The organism is Brevibacterium aurantiacum (genome assembly GCF_900169065.1).
GTDB classification, from domain to species: Bacteria; Actinomycetota; Actinomycetes; order Actinomycetales; family Brevibacteriaceae; genus Brevibacterium; species Brevibacterium aurantiacum.
This window is the reverse complement of sequence record NZ_FXZB01000002.1, coordinates 73,310-87,761: the sequence shown is the minus strand read 5'-3', so window position 1 is coordinate 87,761 and position 14,452 is coordinate 73,310. Positions and strand designations below refer to the sequence as shown.

Annotated in this window: 13 protein-coding genes; 9 read left to right on the top strand and 4 right to left on the bottom strand. The window is 64.3% G+C overall.

The features are described 5' to 3' along the window. Positions 1–26: 26 nt before the first annotated feature. The 4 genes from BAUR9175_RS01990 to BAUR9175_RS01975 all read left to right on the top strand — a co-directional run bounded on the left by BAUR9175_RS01990 (position 27) and on the right by BAUR9175_RS01975 (position 5,950). The gene (locus BAUR9175_RS01990) at positions 27–1,607 is read left to right on the top strand and encodes a class I adenylate-forming enzyme family protein (RefSeq protein ID WP_096146220.1); all 1,581 of its coding nucleotides are present in this window, start codon (positions 27–29) and stop codon (positions 1,605–1,607) included. Further along, the gene (locus BAUR9175_RS01985; RefSeq protein ID WP_240513680.1) at positions 1,604–2,953 is read left to right on the top strand and encodes a beta-ketoacyl-[acyl-carrier-protein] synthase family protein; all 1,350 of its coding nucleotides are present in this window, start codon (positions 1,604–1,606) and stop codon (positions 2,951–2,953) included. The genes BAUR9175_RS01990 and BAUR9175_RS01985 overlap by 4 nt, the downstream gene beginning before the upstream one ends. 47 nt (positions 2,954–3,000) lie before the next feature. Beyond that, positions 3,001–4,206: an acyl-CoA dehydrogenase family protein gene (locus tag BAUR9175_RS01980; protein ID WP_096146247.1), complete on the top strand. Its 1,206-nt coding sequence runs from the start codon at positions 3,001–3,003 to the stop codon at positions 4,204–4,206. Positions 4,207–4,330: 124 nt separating this feature from the next. Then, on the top strand, positions 4,331–5,950 hold the full coding sequence (locus BAUR9175_RS01975; protein ID WP_096146221.1) for an amidohydrolase: 1,620 nt from the start codon (positions 4,331–4,333) through the stop codon (positions 5,948–5,950). Positions 5,951–5,963: 13 nt separating this feature from the next. Here BAUR9175_RS01975 and BAUR9175_RS01970 read toward each other — a convergent pair whose 3' ends face one another. Continuing rightward, positions 5,964–6,647 carry a GntR family transcriptional regulator gene (locus BAUR9175_RS01970; protein ID WP_101582826.1) on the bottom strand — a complete coding sequence of 228 codons (684 nt, stop codon included), beginning with the start codon at positions 6,645–6,647 and terminating at the stop codon, positions 5,964–5,966. A 168-nt stretch (positions 6,648–6,815) separates the two neighbouring features. After that, the gene (gene tcuA, locus BAUR9175_RS01965) at positions 6,816–8,294 is read right to left on the bottom strand and encodes an FAD-dependent tricarballylate dehydrogenase TcuA (RefSeq protein ID WP_240513682.1); all 1,479 of its coding nucleotides are present in this window, start codon (positions 8,292–8,294) and stop codon (positions 6,816–6,818) included. Between the two features lie 173 nt (positions 8,295–8,467). On the opposite strand from tcuA, the gene BAUR9175_RS01960 reads away from it, so the two are divergent. The 3 genes from BAUR9175_RS01960 to BAUR9175_RS01950 are packed head-to-tail and all read left to right on the top strand — an operon-like array spanning position 8,468 to position 11,627. Further along, on the top strand, positions 8,468–9,451 hold the full coding sequence (locus BAUR9175_RS01960) for a Bug family tripartite tricarboxylate transporter substrate binding protein (protein WP_096146224.1): 984 nt from the start codon (positions 8,468–8,470) through the stop codon (positions 9,449–9,451). Continuing rightward, a complete protein-coding gene (locus tag BAUR9175_RS01955) occupies positions 9,451–10,083 on the top strand; it encodes a tripartite tricarboxylate transporter TctB family protein (protein ID WP_096146225.1) in 633 nt (210 codons plus the stop codon). Before BAUR9175_RS01960 ends, BAUR9175_RS01955 begins: the two co-directional genes overlap by 1 nt. Continuing rightward, entirely contained in the window at positions 10,083–11,627 is a 1,545-nt protein-coding gene (locus BAUR9175_RS01950) for a tripartite tricarboxylate transporter permease (RefSeq protein WP_096146226.1), read from the top strand. Before BAUR9175_RS01955 ends, BAUR9175_RS01950 begins: the two co-directional genes overlap by 1 nt. Before the next feature lie 83 nt (positions 11,628–11,710). Here BAUR9175_RS01950 and BAUR9175_RS01945 read toward each other — a convergent pair whose 3' ends face one another. Together BAUR9175_RS01945 and BAUR9175_RS01940 are read right to left on the bottom strand one after the other, a co-directional pair. Then, positions 11,711–13,213 (bottom strand): sodium:solute symporter family protein, encoded by a 1,503-nt coding sequence (locus tag BAUR9175_RS01945; protein ID WP_101582825.1) that lies wholly within the window; start codon positions 13,211–13,213, stop codon positions 11,711–11,713. Continuing rightward, positions 13,210–13,512, bottom strand: coding sequence for a DUF3311 domain-containing protein (locus BAUR9175_RS01940; RefSeq protein ID WP_009884977.1), 303 nt, complete (start codon positions 13,510–13,512; stop codon positions 13,210–13,212). Before BAUR9175_RS01940 ends, BAUR9175_RS01945 begins: the two co-directional genes overlap by 4 nt. A gap of 186 nt (positions 13,513–13,698) precedes the next feature. Between BAUR9175_RS01940 and BAUR9175_RS01935 the strand changes: the two genes are divergently transcribed. Both BAUR9175_RS01935 and BAUR9175_RS01930 read left to right on the top strand, forming a co-directional pair. Continuing rightward, positions 13,699–14,022 carry a type II toxin-antitoxin system RelE/ParE family toxin gene (locus tag BAUR9175_RS01935; protein WP_009884978.1) on the top strand — a complete coding sequence of 108 codons (324 nt, stop codon included), beginning with the start codon at positions 13,699–13,701 and terminating at the stop codon, positions 14,020–14,022. Further along, complete coding sequence (locus BAUR9175_RS01930; protein ID WP_009884979.1) at positions 14,015–14,323, top strand: addiction module antidote protein; 309 nt, start codon at positions 14,015–14,017, stop codon at positions 14,321–14,323. The genes BAUR9175_RS01935 and BAUR9175_RS01930 overlap by 8 nt, the downstream gene beginning before the upstream one ends. The last annotated feature ends 129 nt before the right edge of the window (positions 14,324–14,452 follow it).

The following is a 14,452-nucleotide window of genomic DNA, read 5'->3' as shown; positions in this document are numbered from 1 at the left end:
AGATCGCAGAAGACTGGAGGCTGCACGTGCCGATTACCTCGACGATCCTCGATGTCGCCGACAGCCACCCCGAGCAGCTTGCCCTCGTCGGCTCCGGCGAGGCGCTGACGTACGCTGAGCTCTTCGAGGACTCCCGGTCGATGTTCGCCGTCGTCGATGAGCTGCATCGGGCGCAGTCTGTCCCGCCGACTCCCGCGCCGGAGACCGAGGGCATCCCCATCACCGCGATCAGTGCCACCTCGGCGTTCGACACCTCGCGCATCATCGCCGGCCTCGCCGGCTATCGCGCCGTGTCCGCGACCATCGATCCGCGCTGGCCCATGGCCCACCAGCTCGGCATCATCCGGGCCACCGGAATCGGCCTCGTCATCAGCGACTCCACCGCCCTCGCCGAGGCGCTCGCCGCCTCCACCTGGACCGGCACAGTCATCGGTCTCGCCGACTTCCGAGCCCGCGAAGCCGCCGTCGCAGCGAAAGTGACTGCACCTCTCGCGCCCGCACCTCCCGCCCCTGCGCCCACCGTCCGCGATGCGTCCGAGCCCTTCCTCATGCTTTTCTCCTCTGGGACGACGAGCAATCCAAAGGCCTTCATCAAGACCCGCCAGCAGTACCGCGACAACGTCGCAGTCTCCTCGGCCCACCTCGAACCGCTGCCCGGCGTCGCAACCCTGGCACCCGGTCCGGTGTCCTACAGCCTCACGCTCTACGCCGTCATCGAGAGCCTCGCGACCGGGGGCAGCGTGCACGTTGCCGACGAGTTCGACCCGATCACGATGGGCAGACGCATCGCCGCCGAGGCCATCACCCGCGTCGTCGCCGTCCCCGCAGTCGTCCGTGCCCTCGCCGAGGCGGCCCGCCGTGACCCCGAACGTTTCACCGAGTTGGATCTCGTCGTCACAGGCGGAGCCAACCTGCCCGCGAGCATCCGCAACCGCCTCGGCGAAATCCTTCCGAACACGCGCCTGATCAGCTATTACGGTGCCGCGGAGATCGGATTCATCGGTGACAGCCGCGATGGTGACGGCACCTGGATCACCATCTATCCGAGCATCGGCGCCCAGATCCGCAGCGAGTCCGGCGGCGAGGTCCCCGAGGGGGAAATCGGCACCCTGTGGATCCAGGCTGCGGCCTGCTCCTATGGCTACGTCACCGGCACCACCGACGCAGTGCTGCGCGGTCAGGACGGCTGGGCCAGCGTCGATGATCAGGGCCGCATGGTGGACGGGATGCTGCAGCTGGCCGGGCGGGCCGGGGACATTGCGATCACCGGTGGGCACAAGGTCTCCCTGCCGGAGGTCGAGCGGGCATTCGAGACCTACGACAACCTCGGCGAGGTCTGCGCGATCGCCCTCGACGACCCCGCATTGGGCAGCATCATCGTCCTCGTGATCGAAACCGGCCCCGGCACACCGGGGCCCGTTGCCGGCACAGCGCGACCCATTATCAACAAGGCTGCGCTGTTCAACCATGCGCGCACTCACCTGGCACCCCAGTTCGTTCCGCGTCGCATCTATCGGCTCGAACAGCTGCCCAGAACCGTGGGCGGGAAGATTCGGCGCGCCGAGACCGTTGACCTCATCATGGACGGACAGGGACAGCGACTGTGAGCGCATCGACACCCGAGGCTCGGCACGTGCAGAGCACGGCGAGCCGCCGCGTCGTCATCACCGGTTTGGGCGCAATCACGCCCAGCGGCAACGACGTCGACTCCCTGTGGAAATCCGTCGTCGACGGTCACAGCGCGATCGGCGTGCTCGAAGGCGAAGAGTTCACGGATTTGGCCGTGCGCATCGGCGGCCAGGTGAAGGACTTCGACGCCGAGGCGGTGCTGCCCCGAGCGCTCGCCCGCCGACTCAGCCCGGTTCAGCACTGGGCCATCGCCGCCGGCGGCCAAGCTCTCGCCCAGGCCGGGATCGCTCGGCCGGATGCAGGGACTGCACGGTCGGGAGCCGCGGCGGGAGCGCAGACCGATGAGGCTGACGAGCTCCCCTGGGACCGATCCCGTGTCGCTGTCATCGCCGCCACCGGTTCCGGGCCTGTCGACTCCATGCAGAATGCCACACGCTCACTCGTCGACGGTGGACCCCGCTCGGTGCCCCTGACATTGGCGATCCACGGCGCACCCGACTCCGCCGCGGCACTGCTGAGCCAGCGCTTCGACTTCCGCGGACCGGGACAGGGAGTCTCGGCCACCTGCGCCAGCGGGGCGATCGGCCTCGGCGAAGGAATGCGACGCATCCGCCACGGCTACGCCGACGCGGTCCTCGTCGTCGGAATGGAGGACTGCCTCAACCCGGTCAACCTGGCCTCGAATGCGAACATGCGAGCCCTCGCCGCCGGTTTCGAAGGCGATCCCACCCATGCCAGCAGACCCTTCGACAAGGACCGAAACGGATTCGTCATGAGCCAAGGCGCCGCGGCGATCCTCCTCGAATCCGAAGAGAGTGCCGCTGCTCGTGGGGCGAGTGTGCTCGCCGAGCTCGCGGGATTCGGCGCCGCCAGCGACGCCCACCATCCGACGAACCCGCACCCCGAGGGGCGAGGTGCCGCCTCGGCGGTGACCCAGGCCCTGGCTGATGCCGGCCTCGGGGCCGACGACATCGACCACATCAATGCCCACGCCACCGGCACCCCTGCCGGAGATGCCGCCGAACTCAAGGCCTTCGAATCCGCGCTCGGGGAGACCGCGCACTCGATTCCGATCAGCGCCACGAAGTCGTCCACTGGCCACCTCCTCGGCGCCTCCGGAGTCGTCGAGGCCATCATCGCCATCCGCACGATGGCGGAACAGAGGCTGCCGCCGACGCTCAACCTCGGCGATCCGGAATTCGACGGCTGGGACATCGTCGCAGGTCAGGCGCGCACCTCTGGGGACTCGATCAATACGGTGCTGTCGACCTCCTTCGGCTTCGGCGGGCACAACGGCGCCATCATTCTGCGCAGGCCCCACTGAGCAACCTGAACCGGTAAACAACCCGACCCCGTGAACGAGGAGACATGATGACGGACCGCGAGACCCACCTCGGCGAACTGGCCGAGAAATACCTCCCCGCCGAGGTGCTCGAGCGCTTCCGCGAACGCGCCGGCGTCTACGACCGGGAGAACCGGTTCTTCGACGAAGACCTCGAAGAACTGAAATCCCTGGGCTACCTCACCCTGTTCGTCCCCGACGCCTACGGGGGTCCAGGACTGAGCCTGCACGAGGTCTCCCGACTCCAGCAGCGCCTGGCCTCGGCGGCACCTGCCACCGCGCTGGCCATCAACATGCACCTCATGTGCACCGGCGTCGTCAAGGCACTCAACGACCGCGGCGACGCCTCCCTGAATTGGGTGTTCGAAGAGGCGATGGCCGGGGAGATCTTCGCCTTCGGCATCTCCGAACCCTCCAACGACTGGGTCATGCAGGGCTCGAACACGGTGGCCGAACCGACCGCTGACGGCGGCTACCTGCTCACCGGCGTGAAGATCTTCACCTCCCTCTCACCCGTGTGGACGCGACTCATCGTCCATGGGGCGATCGAACATGATGACGCGAGCTTCGCAGGTCCCGATGCGGATGAACCCGCCGAGGGACAGCTGGTCTACGGCTTCATCGAACGCAGCGCTCAGGGCATCACGGTCTCCGAACACTGGGACGTCATGGGCATGCGGGCCTCGCAGTCGCGGGCGACGATCCTCGACAAGGTCCCCATGCGCCCCGAACGCGTCTCACGCACCATCCCCGCCGGCAAGCACCCCGACCCGCTGACCTTCGCGATCACGAGCAACTTCCAGCTGCTCATCGCCTCCGTCTATGCCGGTGTGGCCGCTCGCGCTCTGGAACTCGGGGCCGCAGGACTGAATAAGCGCAAGTCAGCGAAGGCCGGAACCACCTTCGCCGAGGTGCCCGAGACCCGCGCTCGCCTCGCCGACGCGCACCTCGACTACCTGTCCGTTCCCGCCATGCTCGATGCCTACACCAGGGACTTCGACGCCCTGGTCGACCATGGTTCCGGTTGGCCGCTGCGCCTGGTGGGAGCACGGATCAAGGCGTCCGATGCGGCTCGTCACGCTGCCGAGACAGCGCTCATGTGCTCCGGAGGCAGCGGCTTCGACAACAGCCACGAACTCTCACGCCTCTACCGAGATGCGACCGCCGGGCTGTTCCACCCGCCGAGCGCCGATGCCGCCCGCCCCATGTACGCTGCTGCCCTGCTCGACGACTGAGACGACTGGGACGACTGAGCGGCGTTCGTCCGGGAATCTCGGCGGTCGTTGGTCCACGGTGTTGGGTGCTGTGAGGTGGCACGATGGTGGGTAACTCACACCAGCTGCAGAGACGGAGCATCCCATGGAGGAGAGAACACCGACGATCGTGCGCGCGAAGGCGATCGCGGCACAGGCAGGTTCAGCGTCGGCTCCCAAGCCAGACCCCGAGGCACTGGCCGTCACCGGTGAGATGATCACTGCCACCGGCGCACTGTCAGAGCTGCGCGACAGGTTCCCCCGCGCCGAGGTGCTCGACTTCGGTGACTCGACCATCATCCCCGGCCTCAACGACGCCCACATCCACCTGGCGATGACCGCCGGCGATGCCCTCCACCTCGACCTCTCGCACGCGGCAGTGGGAACGGTCCCCGCACTTCTGGACACGATCGCCGCCGAGGTGAGCGCCACCTCGGCGGGGGTGTGGGTCAAGGGCAGCCGCTATGACGATGAGAAGACCGGGATCATCCTCCGCGATGACCTCGACCGGATCGCCCCGGAGACCCCGGTAGTCGTCAGCCATGTCGCCGGACACTGGGGTGTGGTCAACTCCGCGGGACTGCGGTGGTTGGGCATAGAGGAGTCCTCGCCCGACCCGGACGGCGGGCGCTATGACCGGTATTCCGATGGTCGGCTCAACGGGAAGCTCATCGAACGGGCGCTGATGAATGTGCTGATGCCTGCCACTGCCCGCGGGGAGCGGTTCATTACCGGCGACACGGTTGAGGACCTGCAGCTGGGAGCGGCACGGACCATCGCGCAGTGGAACGCCGCCGGACTGACGTCGATCTGCGACGCCCTCATCAGTCCACAGGACATCTCGATTCTCTCGGCCGTGCGCGATGCCGGCGATCTGAGCATGCGCATCGGCATGCTCCTGTCCATCGACCACTACGACAAGGCCGTCGACCTCGGGGTGGGCAGCGGATTCGGCGATGATCGGCTCAAGCTGATCGGCGTCAAGGCATTCCTCGACGGAGCCATCGGCGGGCGGACCTGCCTGCTCTCCGAACCCTTCACCGACCCGAACTACCAGGGCGTGCAGACCACCTCGACCGAGGAGCTGCGGGCCAACGTCGAACGTGTCCATACCGACGGCAACCGCGTCGGCGTCCACGCCAACGGTGACGCCGCGATCCGCCTCGTCCTCGACGCCCTCGAAGACGTTGCCGCCCGGATCCCGCGCCCGGGACTGCGGCACCGGATCGAACATTGCAGCCTCATCGACGACGACATTCTGAAGCGGATGCACCGCCTCGGCGCCATCGCGGTCCCCTTCGCCGGCTACCCCGGCTATCACGGCGGGGCGCTGAATTCCTGGTACGGCGAGGAGCGGATGGGGCGGATGTTCGCCCACCGGGCATTCCTCGACGCCGGTGTCACGGTCGCCGGGTCCTCGGACTATCCGTGCGGGCCCTACCAGCCGCTGTCCGGACTGCAGTCCCTGGTCACCCGCACGGGCGTCGACGACGGGATCACTGTCGGAGCCTCGCAGAAGGTCACGGCCGCCGAGGCGCTGTCGATCTTCACCCTCGGATCTGCCGAAGCCTCAGGGGAGGAGTCCTACAAGGGTCGGCTGGCACCGGGATACCTCGCCGACTTCACCGTCCTCGGCGACAACCCACTGACTATCGACCCGCACGGGATCGCGGACATCGACGTGCGCGCGACATATGTCGGTGGGGACGCGGTGTATTCGGCCTGAGCCGTTAGACGATCTAGTTCAGATCCGAGATCTGCTGCTCGAGCACCATCTGGCGAAGCATATCGAGACGGATTGAGCGCGCTGTGGTGAAATGGCCGCGGGCGATCTCGCGAGCCCGACCGGAATCTCTGTTCTCGATGGCGCCGATCAGAGCCTCGTGCTCGTCGAGCGCTTCTGCCCAGCGATTGCCGATGGACAAAGTGGACTGCGGTGCGTGGACGAGGTGGGTCGTCAGCCTGTTGAGCAGATCTTCGAGCACGGGATTGTGAGCAGCCGACCACACCGCGGCGTGGAATTCCAGATTGCTGCGAATCAAGGTGCGGTCACTGGCGTCGACCAGTGTGCGGTCTCGTTCGAGCAGTGCCTGCAGCTGGAACACGTCGCGAATCGAGCGCTCCATGGCGGCCTGTCCGGCCACTTCCTCTTCCAGCAGGATCCGTGTGTCATAGACCTGGACGATCTTCTCGGTGTCGATGGCAGCGACCTCGAGGCCGCGCGCCTTACGAGAGACGAGGCTGGCTTCTTCCAGTCGGCTCAGCACTTCCCGGATAGGGGTCCGTGAGACTCCGAAGCGCTCGGCAAGGGCAACTTCCTTGAGCTGAGTTCCCGGTGGGATGGTTCCGTCAAGAATGTCCATCCTGACCGCTTCGAAGATCGAATCGCGATCTGTCAGTTGAGCGGCAGCGGAGTTCTTCATACGACCGCACGTCCCTTCTGGCTGGTTTGTATCACATTCGAGCACTATGTATACAGTACGCCATGGCTCCTGCCTCGACAGTGCGAGAACGAGAAGCCATGGCGTACCAAACGACTGGTTCCAGAGCGACCCGGCGGGCGCATCACCCTGAGATCGGTGCGATCCTGATCAGGCGATGGAACCGGCGCGGCGACCGAAGACGCAGCCTGCGGCCAGTCCGGAACCGCCGGGATAGTTGAGGCTGAAGAGGCCACCGAGCATCTCGCCGGCCACCATCAGTCCGGGAATCGGCTGACCCGATTCGTTGAGCACGCGTCCCTCGAGGTCGGACTTCAGCCCACCGAAGGTGAAGGTGATTCCGCAGGTGACCGGGTAGGCGTAGAAGGGACCCGACTCGATCGGTGCTGCCCAGTTGCTCTTGACCGGTGTGACGTCAGAGCTCTTTCCGTCCTTGATCGTGGGGTCGAAGTCGACGTCGCGAAGAACTCCTGCGTTGAATTCCTCGATTGTGGCGCTGAACGCGGCCGGATCGATGTTCAGCTTCTCTGCGAGCTCGGGCAGAGTGTCGGCGATGACCTCAGAGATCTCTGGCATTTCGTACTCTTCGCTGCGCAGCATCGGGCGCAGATCGCGGTCGAAGATCTGATAGGCGGTGGAATCCGGCTGCTCGAGAATCACCTTGCCGTACTTCGCATAGGTGTAGTTGCGGAAGTCCGCGCCCTCATCGAGGAACCGCTGGCCCTCGTTGTTGACAAGAACGCCGAGGTGGTAGGACTGCCGGGTGAGACGGTTCGTGAGTTCCCGGTTGGATTCGTTCTTCGGGGTGAACGCGTCCCACTGGACGCTGTGGCAGGACGACCAGTCCCCGCCGCGTGCGGCTCCCAGATCGAGTGCGGCGCGGAGCATGTCTCCCTTGTTGAGGGGAGTGCCGCGGACCTTGGCATTGGCCCAGCGCTCGCCCATGTGCTCGGCGCGCATCTCGGCATTGGCTTCGAATCCGCCTGCGGTGAGGACGATGGATTCTGCGCGCAGTGTGACCGTCCCGTCCGGGGTCTCGGCGCTGACTCCGCGCACCTGACCGTCTTCGACGAGCAGCTCCGTGGCGCGATGACCGTATCGGACGTCGGTGCCCATCCGCTTTGCGACTGCGGTGTGGTCGGCGATGAGGCCCTGGCCGCCGTCGACATTGCCCACGTGCAGTCCGCCCCAGAACAGGTAGGAGCCGTCGGGACGCTCATAGGCCTGGCGCTCATACATCAGGCGGTACTTCAGGCCCAGCGACTTCAGCCAGCTGAGAGTCGAGTGAGACTCCTCGGCGAGGACGTCGGCGAGCTCGAGGTCGGTTCGTCCTTCGGTGACCCGGACCAGGTCGGCGATGTACTCGTCCTTCGAATAGGGCGGGACCTCACTGACGGAGTGGCGGTCATCGGCCTCCACCAGGTCGGTCAGGTCGTCGATCCCGTTGTGGACGATGCGGGTGGCACCGGCAGTGTAGAAGCTGTTTCCGCCGGCACTGTCGTCGCTCCCCGCCTCGAGAAGTATGACCGATCGTCCTCTTTCGCGGGCAGCGTGTGCTGCGGTGAAGCCGGCGTTGCCCCCTCCGACGACGATCACCTCAGCATCGAGTTCCTGATTCTCCGTGCTCACAACGAGCCTCCTTGTATGTGTATCAGTGGTCTGAGGAAAATACAGACGCTTCATGAAAAGTACTTGCAGTATACGAGTGTACTCAATTACGCTTCAATGTATACACCAAGTTCGGATGGCGCTGCAGGTGCCGCCCGAACGAACGGCAATGGAACGAGGAGGTTCCCTACGACATGATCAAGACACGATGGGTACAGACAGGGTTCGCCGCAGTCGCTGCAGTCGTGACTGTGTTGGCCGGCGTCAGTGCAGCGACATCGGCAGGTGAAGCCTCAGCGAGGAGCAACCTCACTGCGATCGTTCCAGCAGCCACTGGCGGAGGATGGGACGGATTCACCCGCGAGGCACAGCAGGTGCTGCGCTCCGATGGAATCGTCAACAATGTTCAGGTCGTCAACATCCCCGGTGCCGGCGGAACGATCGGACTGAGCCAGTTCGTCCAGCAGGAGGGCAGCGATGACACGCTGATGACCAGCGGCGGAGTGATGGTCGGTGCGATCGCGCTCAATGACAGTGAGTACGACCTCAGCGATGTCACACCGATCGCCAGGATGGCCGACGACTTCTCCGCTTTGGTCGTTCCCGCTGATTCGGACATTGAGACACTCGATGACTTCATCGCCCAGTGGAAGAAGGATCCGCACGGACTCTCCATCTCGGGCGGATCCCTGGGATCGATCGACCATCTGCTCTCAGGCATGTTGGCGAAGGAAGTCGGCATCGATCCGGCGCAGGTCAATTACATCGCCTACTCCGGGGGCGGCGAAGCGCTCAACTCACTGCTGTCGCACTCGACGACTGTGGGAGTCTCCGGCTACAACGAGGTTGCCGACCAGATCGACGCCGGCACCCTTCGCGCCATCGCGATCTCCTCAGATGAGAGAGTCCCGGGAGTCGATGTGCCGACCTTCAAGGAGTTGGGCGCCGATGTGTCGATGGCGAACTGGCGCGGTTTCGTGGCTGCTCCCGGAATCTCGGCCGAGGCCAAGGCCGAATACCTTGAAATCATCGACGAACTCCATTCGAGCAAGGCATGGAAAGAGACATTGAAGCGAAACAGCTGGACGGACTCGTACATGGTCGGTGATGAACTCGACCGCTTCATCGCAGACGAGACCGAAACCGCCGAACGCACCGTCGACGAACTGGGAATGTGATGAGTACGAAGACTAAGACCACAGGCAAGGCGACGGACTCAAAGCCCGCCGCGACCACCTTCTTCTGGCGCCGCAGCGAGTTCGTCATCGTCGGCATTCTCCTGGCCATCGGCATCACCCTGATAGTGGGGTCGCTGACCATGGACATCCTCGGTGACTCGGTTCCCGGACCCGAATTCGTGCCCAGGATACTCGGAGTGCTCCTCATCGCGAATGCTCTGGTGCTCGCTGTCGACGTGTATCGACGGCCCGAACCCGATGAGTCCTCCGGTGTGCCCGATCGCGCGAACTTCTCCACAGACATGCTCCACGACTTAGGACGTATGGAGGATTCAGAAGACTCGGTGCACCGGGTGGGCGACCGCGAAGACCCTGCCGATAAGCGGATGCACAGTGACTGGAAGACCATCGGCATCGTCGTGGCGGCATGCATCGGATTCGTCGTTCTGCTCCAACCCCTCGGCTGGATTCTGACCGCAGCGGCCCTGTTCTGGATGATCGCCCGCGCCTTGGGCTCTGTGCACCCGATCATGGACATCTGGGTTGCGGTGTTCCTGTCCTCGACGGTTCAGCTGCTGTTCGGCGGTCTGCTGGGCCTGCCATTGCCTGTCGGATTCATCGGAGGTCTGTGATGGAACAGCTGCATCTTCTTCTGGACGGGTTCGGCGCCGCGCTCACGCCCGCGAATCTGCTCTTCGTCTTCATCGGTGCCGTCTTGGGCACAGCAGTCGGTGTGCTCCCGGGACTGGGATCGTCGATGGCGGTCGCCCTCCTCCTGCCGATCACCTTCTCACTCGACCCGACGGCGGCGTTCATCATGTTCGCCGGGGTCTACTTCGGCGGTCTGTTCGGTGACTCCACCGCAGGAATCCTGCTGAATACTCCGGGACAGTCCTCAGCGATCGCCTCGACCTTCGAAGGTCACCGCATGGCCAAGAGCGGTCGTGCGGCGGCGGCCCTGGCCACTGCCGCGATCGGAGCGTTCATCGGTGGTCTGATCTCGACGACGATCGTTGTGTTCTTCTCGCCCTACCTGGTCAAACTGGCGACCATGTTCGGGCCCGCCGAATACTTCGCCCTGGCTGTCTTCGCGTTCATCGCGGTGAGCTCTGTCGTATCGGAGTCTGTGGTTCGCGGCCTGGCATCGCTGGGCATCGGTGTCTCACTGGCATTCGTCGGCATCGACGGACCGTCGGGAACATCGCGTTTCACCTTCGATGTTCCGCAGCTCTTCGACGGCATCAACATCGTCGTCATCACCATCGGGCTGCTCGCCCTCGGCGAGGTCTTCCATGTGGCCTCGCGGATCCACCGGGATCCGGAATCGCTCAAGGTTTCATCGGAGGGAATCGCTCGACTGAGCCGCAAGGATTTCCGTGCCGCACTGCCGGCATGGCTGCGCGGTGCCGCGTTCGGGGCCCCGTTCGGGCTCATCCCGGCCGGCGGAGCCGAGGTTCCCACCTTCCTGGCCTATGGCACGGAGAAGCGCCTGGCCGCCATGCGCGGTGACAAGGAGTTCGGCACCGTCGGCTCGATCAAGGGGCTGGCGGCACCTGAGGCTGCTGGCAATGCCACCGCTGGAACGGCAATGGGCACGATGCTGGCACTTGGCCTGCCGGTCTCTGCCACCGCGGCCATCATGCTCGCGGCATTTCAGCAGTACGGTCTGCAGCCAGGACCGCTGCTGTTCGAGCGTTCAGGTGATCTTGTCTGGACTCTGTTGGCCTCACTCTTCATCGGCCTCGTCGTCCTTCTCGTGATCAACCTGCTGGCAGCCCCGGCCTGGGCCCGACTGCTCCGCGTTCCACAGCACTATCTCTACGCGGGAATCACGGTCATCGCCATGTTCGGCGCCTATGCCATCTCGGCGTCGCTGGTCGATCTGATCATCCTCATCGTCCTGGGATTCCTCGGTCTGCTCATGCGTCGTTACGCGATCCCCGTTGCGCCACTGCTCATCGGCGTCATCCTCGGACCCCTTGCCGAGACCGAGCTGCGGCGCGCGCTGGCAGTCGCTGACGGCGATGCGGCCGTGCTCGTGGGCAGTCCGCTGACAATTGGAATCTACGCCGTGCTCGCCATTGCGGTGCTGTTCACGCTGGTGCAGCACGTCCGGCACTCACGGTCGGCGAAGAAGCAGCAGGAACCGGCACTGACTGAAGTCGGCACTGACTGAAACCGTGTGACGATCACCCTCGCCGAGGTGGACCCCAACTGAGGGCCCACCTCGGCGGTGGATGGTTTGACTTGGTCACGTCCTCAGGCGGCCACCTTCGCCCGCTCGGCGGCCGGGACCCAGCGTGGGTCCGGCTTGGCCAGGGTGACGATGACGACGACGATGAGGTTGGCCGCGACCGCCCACAGGCCGCCGTTGATACCCAGCAGCGGATCGTGTCCGGTGTAGTGCAGGGCCACCATGGTCACCGAACCGACGATGAGACCGGCGGCAGCTGCCTGCTTGCTCATCCGCGGCCAGTAGAGGGCGAGCAGAGCGGCGGGAACAACCTGCGCGAGACCCTCATAGCTGAGCACCGAGAGCTCGACGAGGGCATCGGGCATGAGCAGGCTCATCACCAGCGCAATCACGCCGACGATGAGGCATACCCACTGTGACAGCGTCTTCTGCCGCAGACCCCGAGCCGACGCCTGTTCGGCAGTCATCGACGCGGAGTTCTTCGGGCCAGACAGCCCACCACCGAGGACGGTGCGTCCCCACATCGACCCGATTGAGAGCATGTACACGCTCATCGGGACGATGGCCGACAGGGCACCGGCGACACCGATGAGTGCGACCAGAGGTGCTGGCAGTGAGTCGATGACCACGGAGAACAGAGCCAGGTCGGCGTCTTTGAGGGCAGGGACGACGAAGAGTGCAGCCACCCCGACCATCATCGGCACGAGGAGCAGCAGCTGATACCAGGGCAGAATGATCGAGTTGCGTCGCAGAGCATTCGCCGAGGTGCCCGACAGGTAGCCGGCGATCGACGTGGGGAACACGGTGATCGTGATCCCGTTGAGGATGATCGTCGAGATGAACCATGCACCCCCGTAGATGCCATCGCCTGCACCGGGGAAGGTCAGCCACTGAGATTTCTCACTCACGACGCGGTCAAGCAGAGGAGCCAGGCCGTCGAAATAGTGCAGCGGTACGTAGATCGCGAGGAACGCAACAGCGAGGATGACCAGTCCGTCCTTGAGGACGCTGACCCAGGCGGAACCGCGCAGTCCGGAGAAGAGGATGAACGCCTCGGCAACGATGAAGGAGACGATGGCGGCGACCTTGAGGTCGATCGCGCCGTAGCTCATGGCGTTGACGACTGCACCCATGCCCTGAATCTGCAGCTGGATGTAGGGGACGATGAAGATCGTCGCGAGGACAGCCACGAGGATCGCCAACCCACGCGAGCGGAACCGGTGTTCGACGATGTCGGAGAGACTGACGAGCTTGTGCCGGGCGGCATAGGTCCAGAACAGAGGGCCGACGAGGTAGGCGACGACGAGACCGATGCTCAGGTACCCGATGAGGTAGAGGATCGGCACACCGTAGGAGTAGGACCAACCGGCCGTGCCGAGGAACGAAAAGCTCGTATACGTTTCGCCTGCCATGAGCAGCAGGATGAAGACGAAGCCGAGCCCCCGCCCGGACACCGACCATTCGTCCAGCGACCTCTCCCGGCCGCGGCCGGACCAGATGCCGATGCCGATGGTCGCGAGCATTGCGAGGCCGAAGATGATGCAGGCGATGATCGCGGGGGTGCTCATTTCGCGGCCTCTTCGATCTCGTGGTCCTCACCGAATGCGACATCGGAGGGGATGTGCTCGGGCAGATCGTGCCGGTAGTACCGGTCGCCGCGAGCGGTCATCCACACGAAGAGCCAGGTGAGGATCGTGACCGCGATCGTATAGGCGAGGATGAACGGCAATCCGGCGACACGCGGCTCGACCGAGTTCGCCACGACCGGGGTGAGGACGTAGAGAATGACGGGAACGATGAGGAGGACCAGCGAATACCGCCGCCGAGGTGGCCCTGACGTTGGGGCCGAATCGTCACATTGCGACATGAGCGACCTTCTTTCACTCGACACCGGCAGCCGGTCGGCAGCCTCGGCAAGGTTAGTGCCATGAATCACAGATGAAATGGCCGTCCGAAGTGTGGAATCGGAGAGCTATGCTGACGGAGATGACCGAGCAGTCAGCTGACAATGCGGACCCTGGTGCAGCGCAAAAGTGTCAGATATAATCGACACGTGGCTGTTGTTCGAACTACCCGAACATTTGATCGTTGGCTCAAGGGCCTCAAGGATGAGAAAGCTCGTGTCCGCATTCTGCTTCGACTGGATCGGCTTGCGCACGGGAATCCTGGCCAGGTGGCACCGATCGGAAACGGGTTGTCTGAACTCAAGATCAATTCCGGTCCCGGTTACAGGATCTATTTCCTTCAGAGCGGGTCTGAGCTGATCGTGCTGCTCTGCGGTGGTGACAAGTCGACGCAGGGTAAGGACATAGCCGCTGCGAAGAAGCTTGCTGATACTTGGAAGCTGGACCAGAGGAAGGAGGGTGGACATGACTGACGACGTGAAGTATCCGATCTTCGACGCCGCTGATCACATTGCCACTGCCGATGATGCCGCGATCTTGCTGGAGACGGCCCTTGAAGATGCCGCGGATGACCCGGGTGCCCTTCCGGCGGCGCTCGGGATCATCGCTCGATCAGGAAATATGAGCGACCTGGCTCGCCGAGTCGGCATGAGCCGCGACGGCCTCTACAGGGCGTTGTCGGAGGATGGAAATCCGACTTGGTCAACAGTCCTGCAAGTGACCAAGGCGCTGAACCTGCGGGTTGAGATCCATCCGGAGCCGCGCTCGGCCTGATCGTCTGGACCTGGAATGGCTGGAACTTCGACCACACCGCTCGCCCTGTCGTTTGGGACGACTCCGCCAGTGGCTCGCTGTCCCCGGGACTAATACAGAAATATCCCGCTGTTAGAATTGGTGCCATGA

Bases quoted from the DNA above. Each gene is read 5' to 3' on its own strand.
- BAUR9175_RS01955 (WP_096146225.1), top strand. From the start codon at position 9,451: ATGAGTACGAAGACTAAGACCACAGGCAAGGCGACGGACTCAAAGCCC.
- BAUR9175_RS01940 (WP_009884977.1), bottom strand. From the start codon at position 13,512: ATGTCGCAATGTGACGATTCGGCCCCAACGTCAGGGCCACCTCGGCGG.
- BAUR9175_RS01980 (WP_096146247.1), top strand. From the start codon at position 3,001: ATGACGGACCGCGAGACCCACCTCGGCGAACTGGCCGAGAAATACCTC.
- BAUR9175_RS01970 (WP_101582826.1), bottom strand. From the start codon at position 6,647: ATGAAGAACTCCGCTGCCGCTCAACTGACAGATCGCGATTCGATCTTC.
- BAUR9175_RS01960 (WP_096146224.1), top strand. From the start codon at position 8,468: ATGATCAAGACACGATGGGTACAGACAGGGTTCGCCGCAGTCGCTGCA.
- BAUR9175_RS01945 (WP_101582825.1), bottom strand. From the start codon at position 13,213: ATGAGCACCCCCGCGATCATCGCCTGCATCATCTTCGGCCTCGCAATG.
- BAUR9175_RS01950 (WP_096146226.1), top strand. From the start codon at position 10,083: ATGGAACAGCTGCATCTTCTTCTGGACGGGTTCGGCGCCGCGCTCACG.
- BAUR9175_RS01975 (WP_096146221.1), top strand. From the start codon at position 4,331: ATGGAGGAGAGAACACCGACGATCGTGCGCGCGAAGGCGATCGCGGCA.
- BAUR9175_RS01930 (WP_009884979.1), top strand. From the start codon at position 14,015: ATGACTGACGACGTGAAGTATCCGATCTTCGACGCCGCTGATCACATT.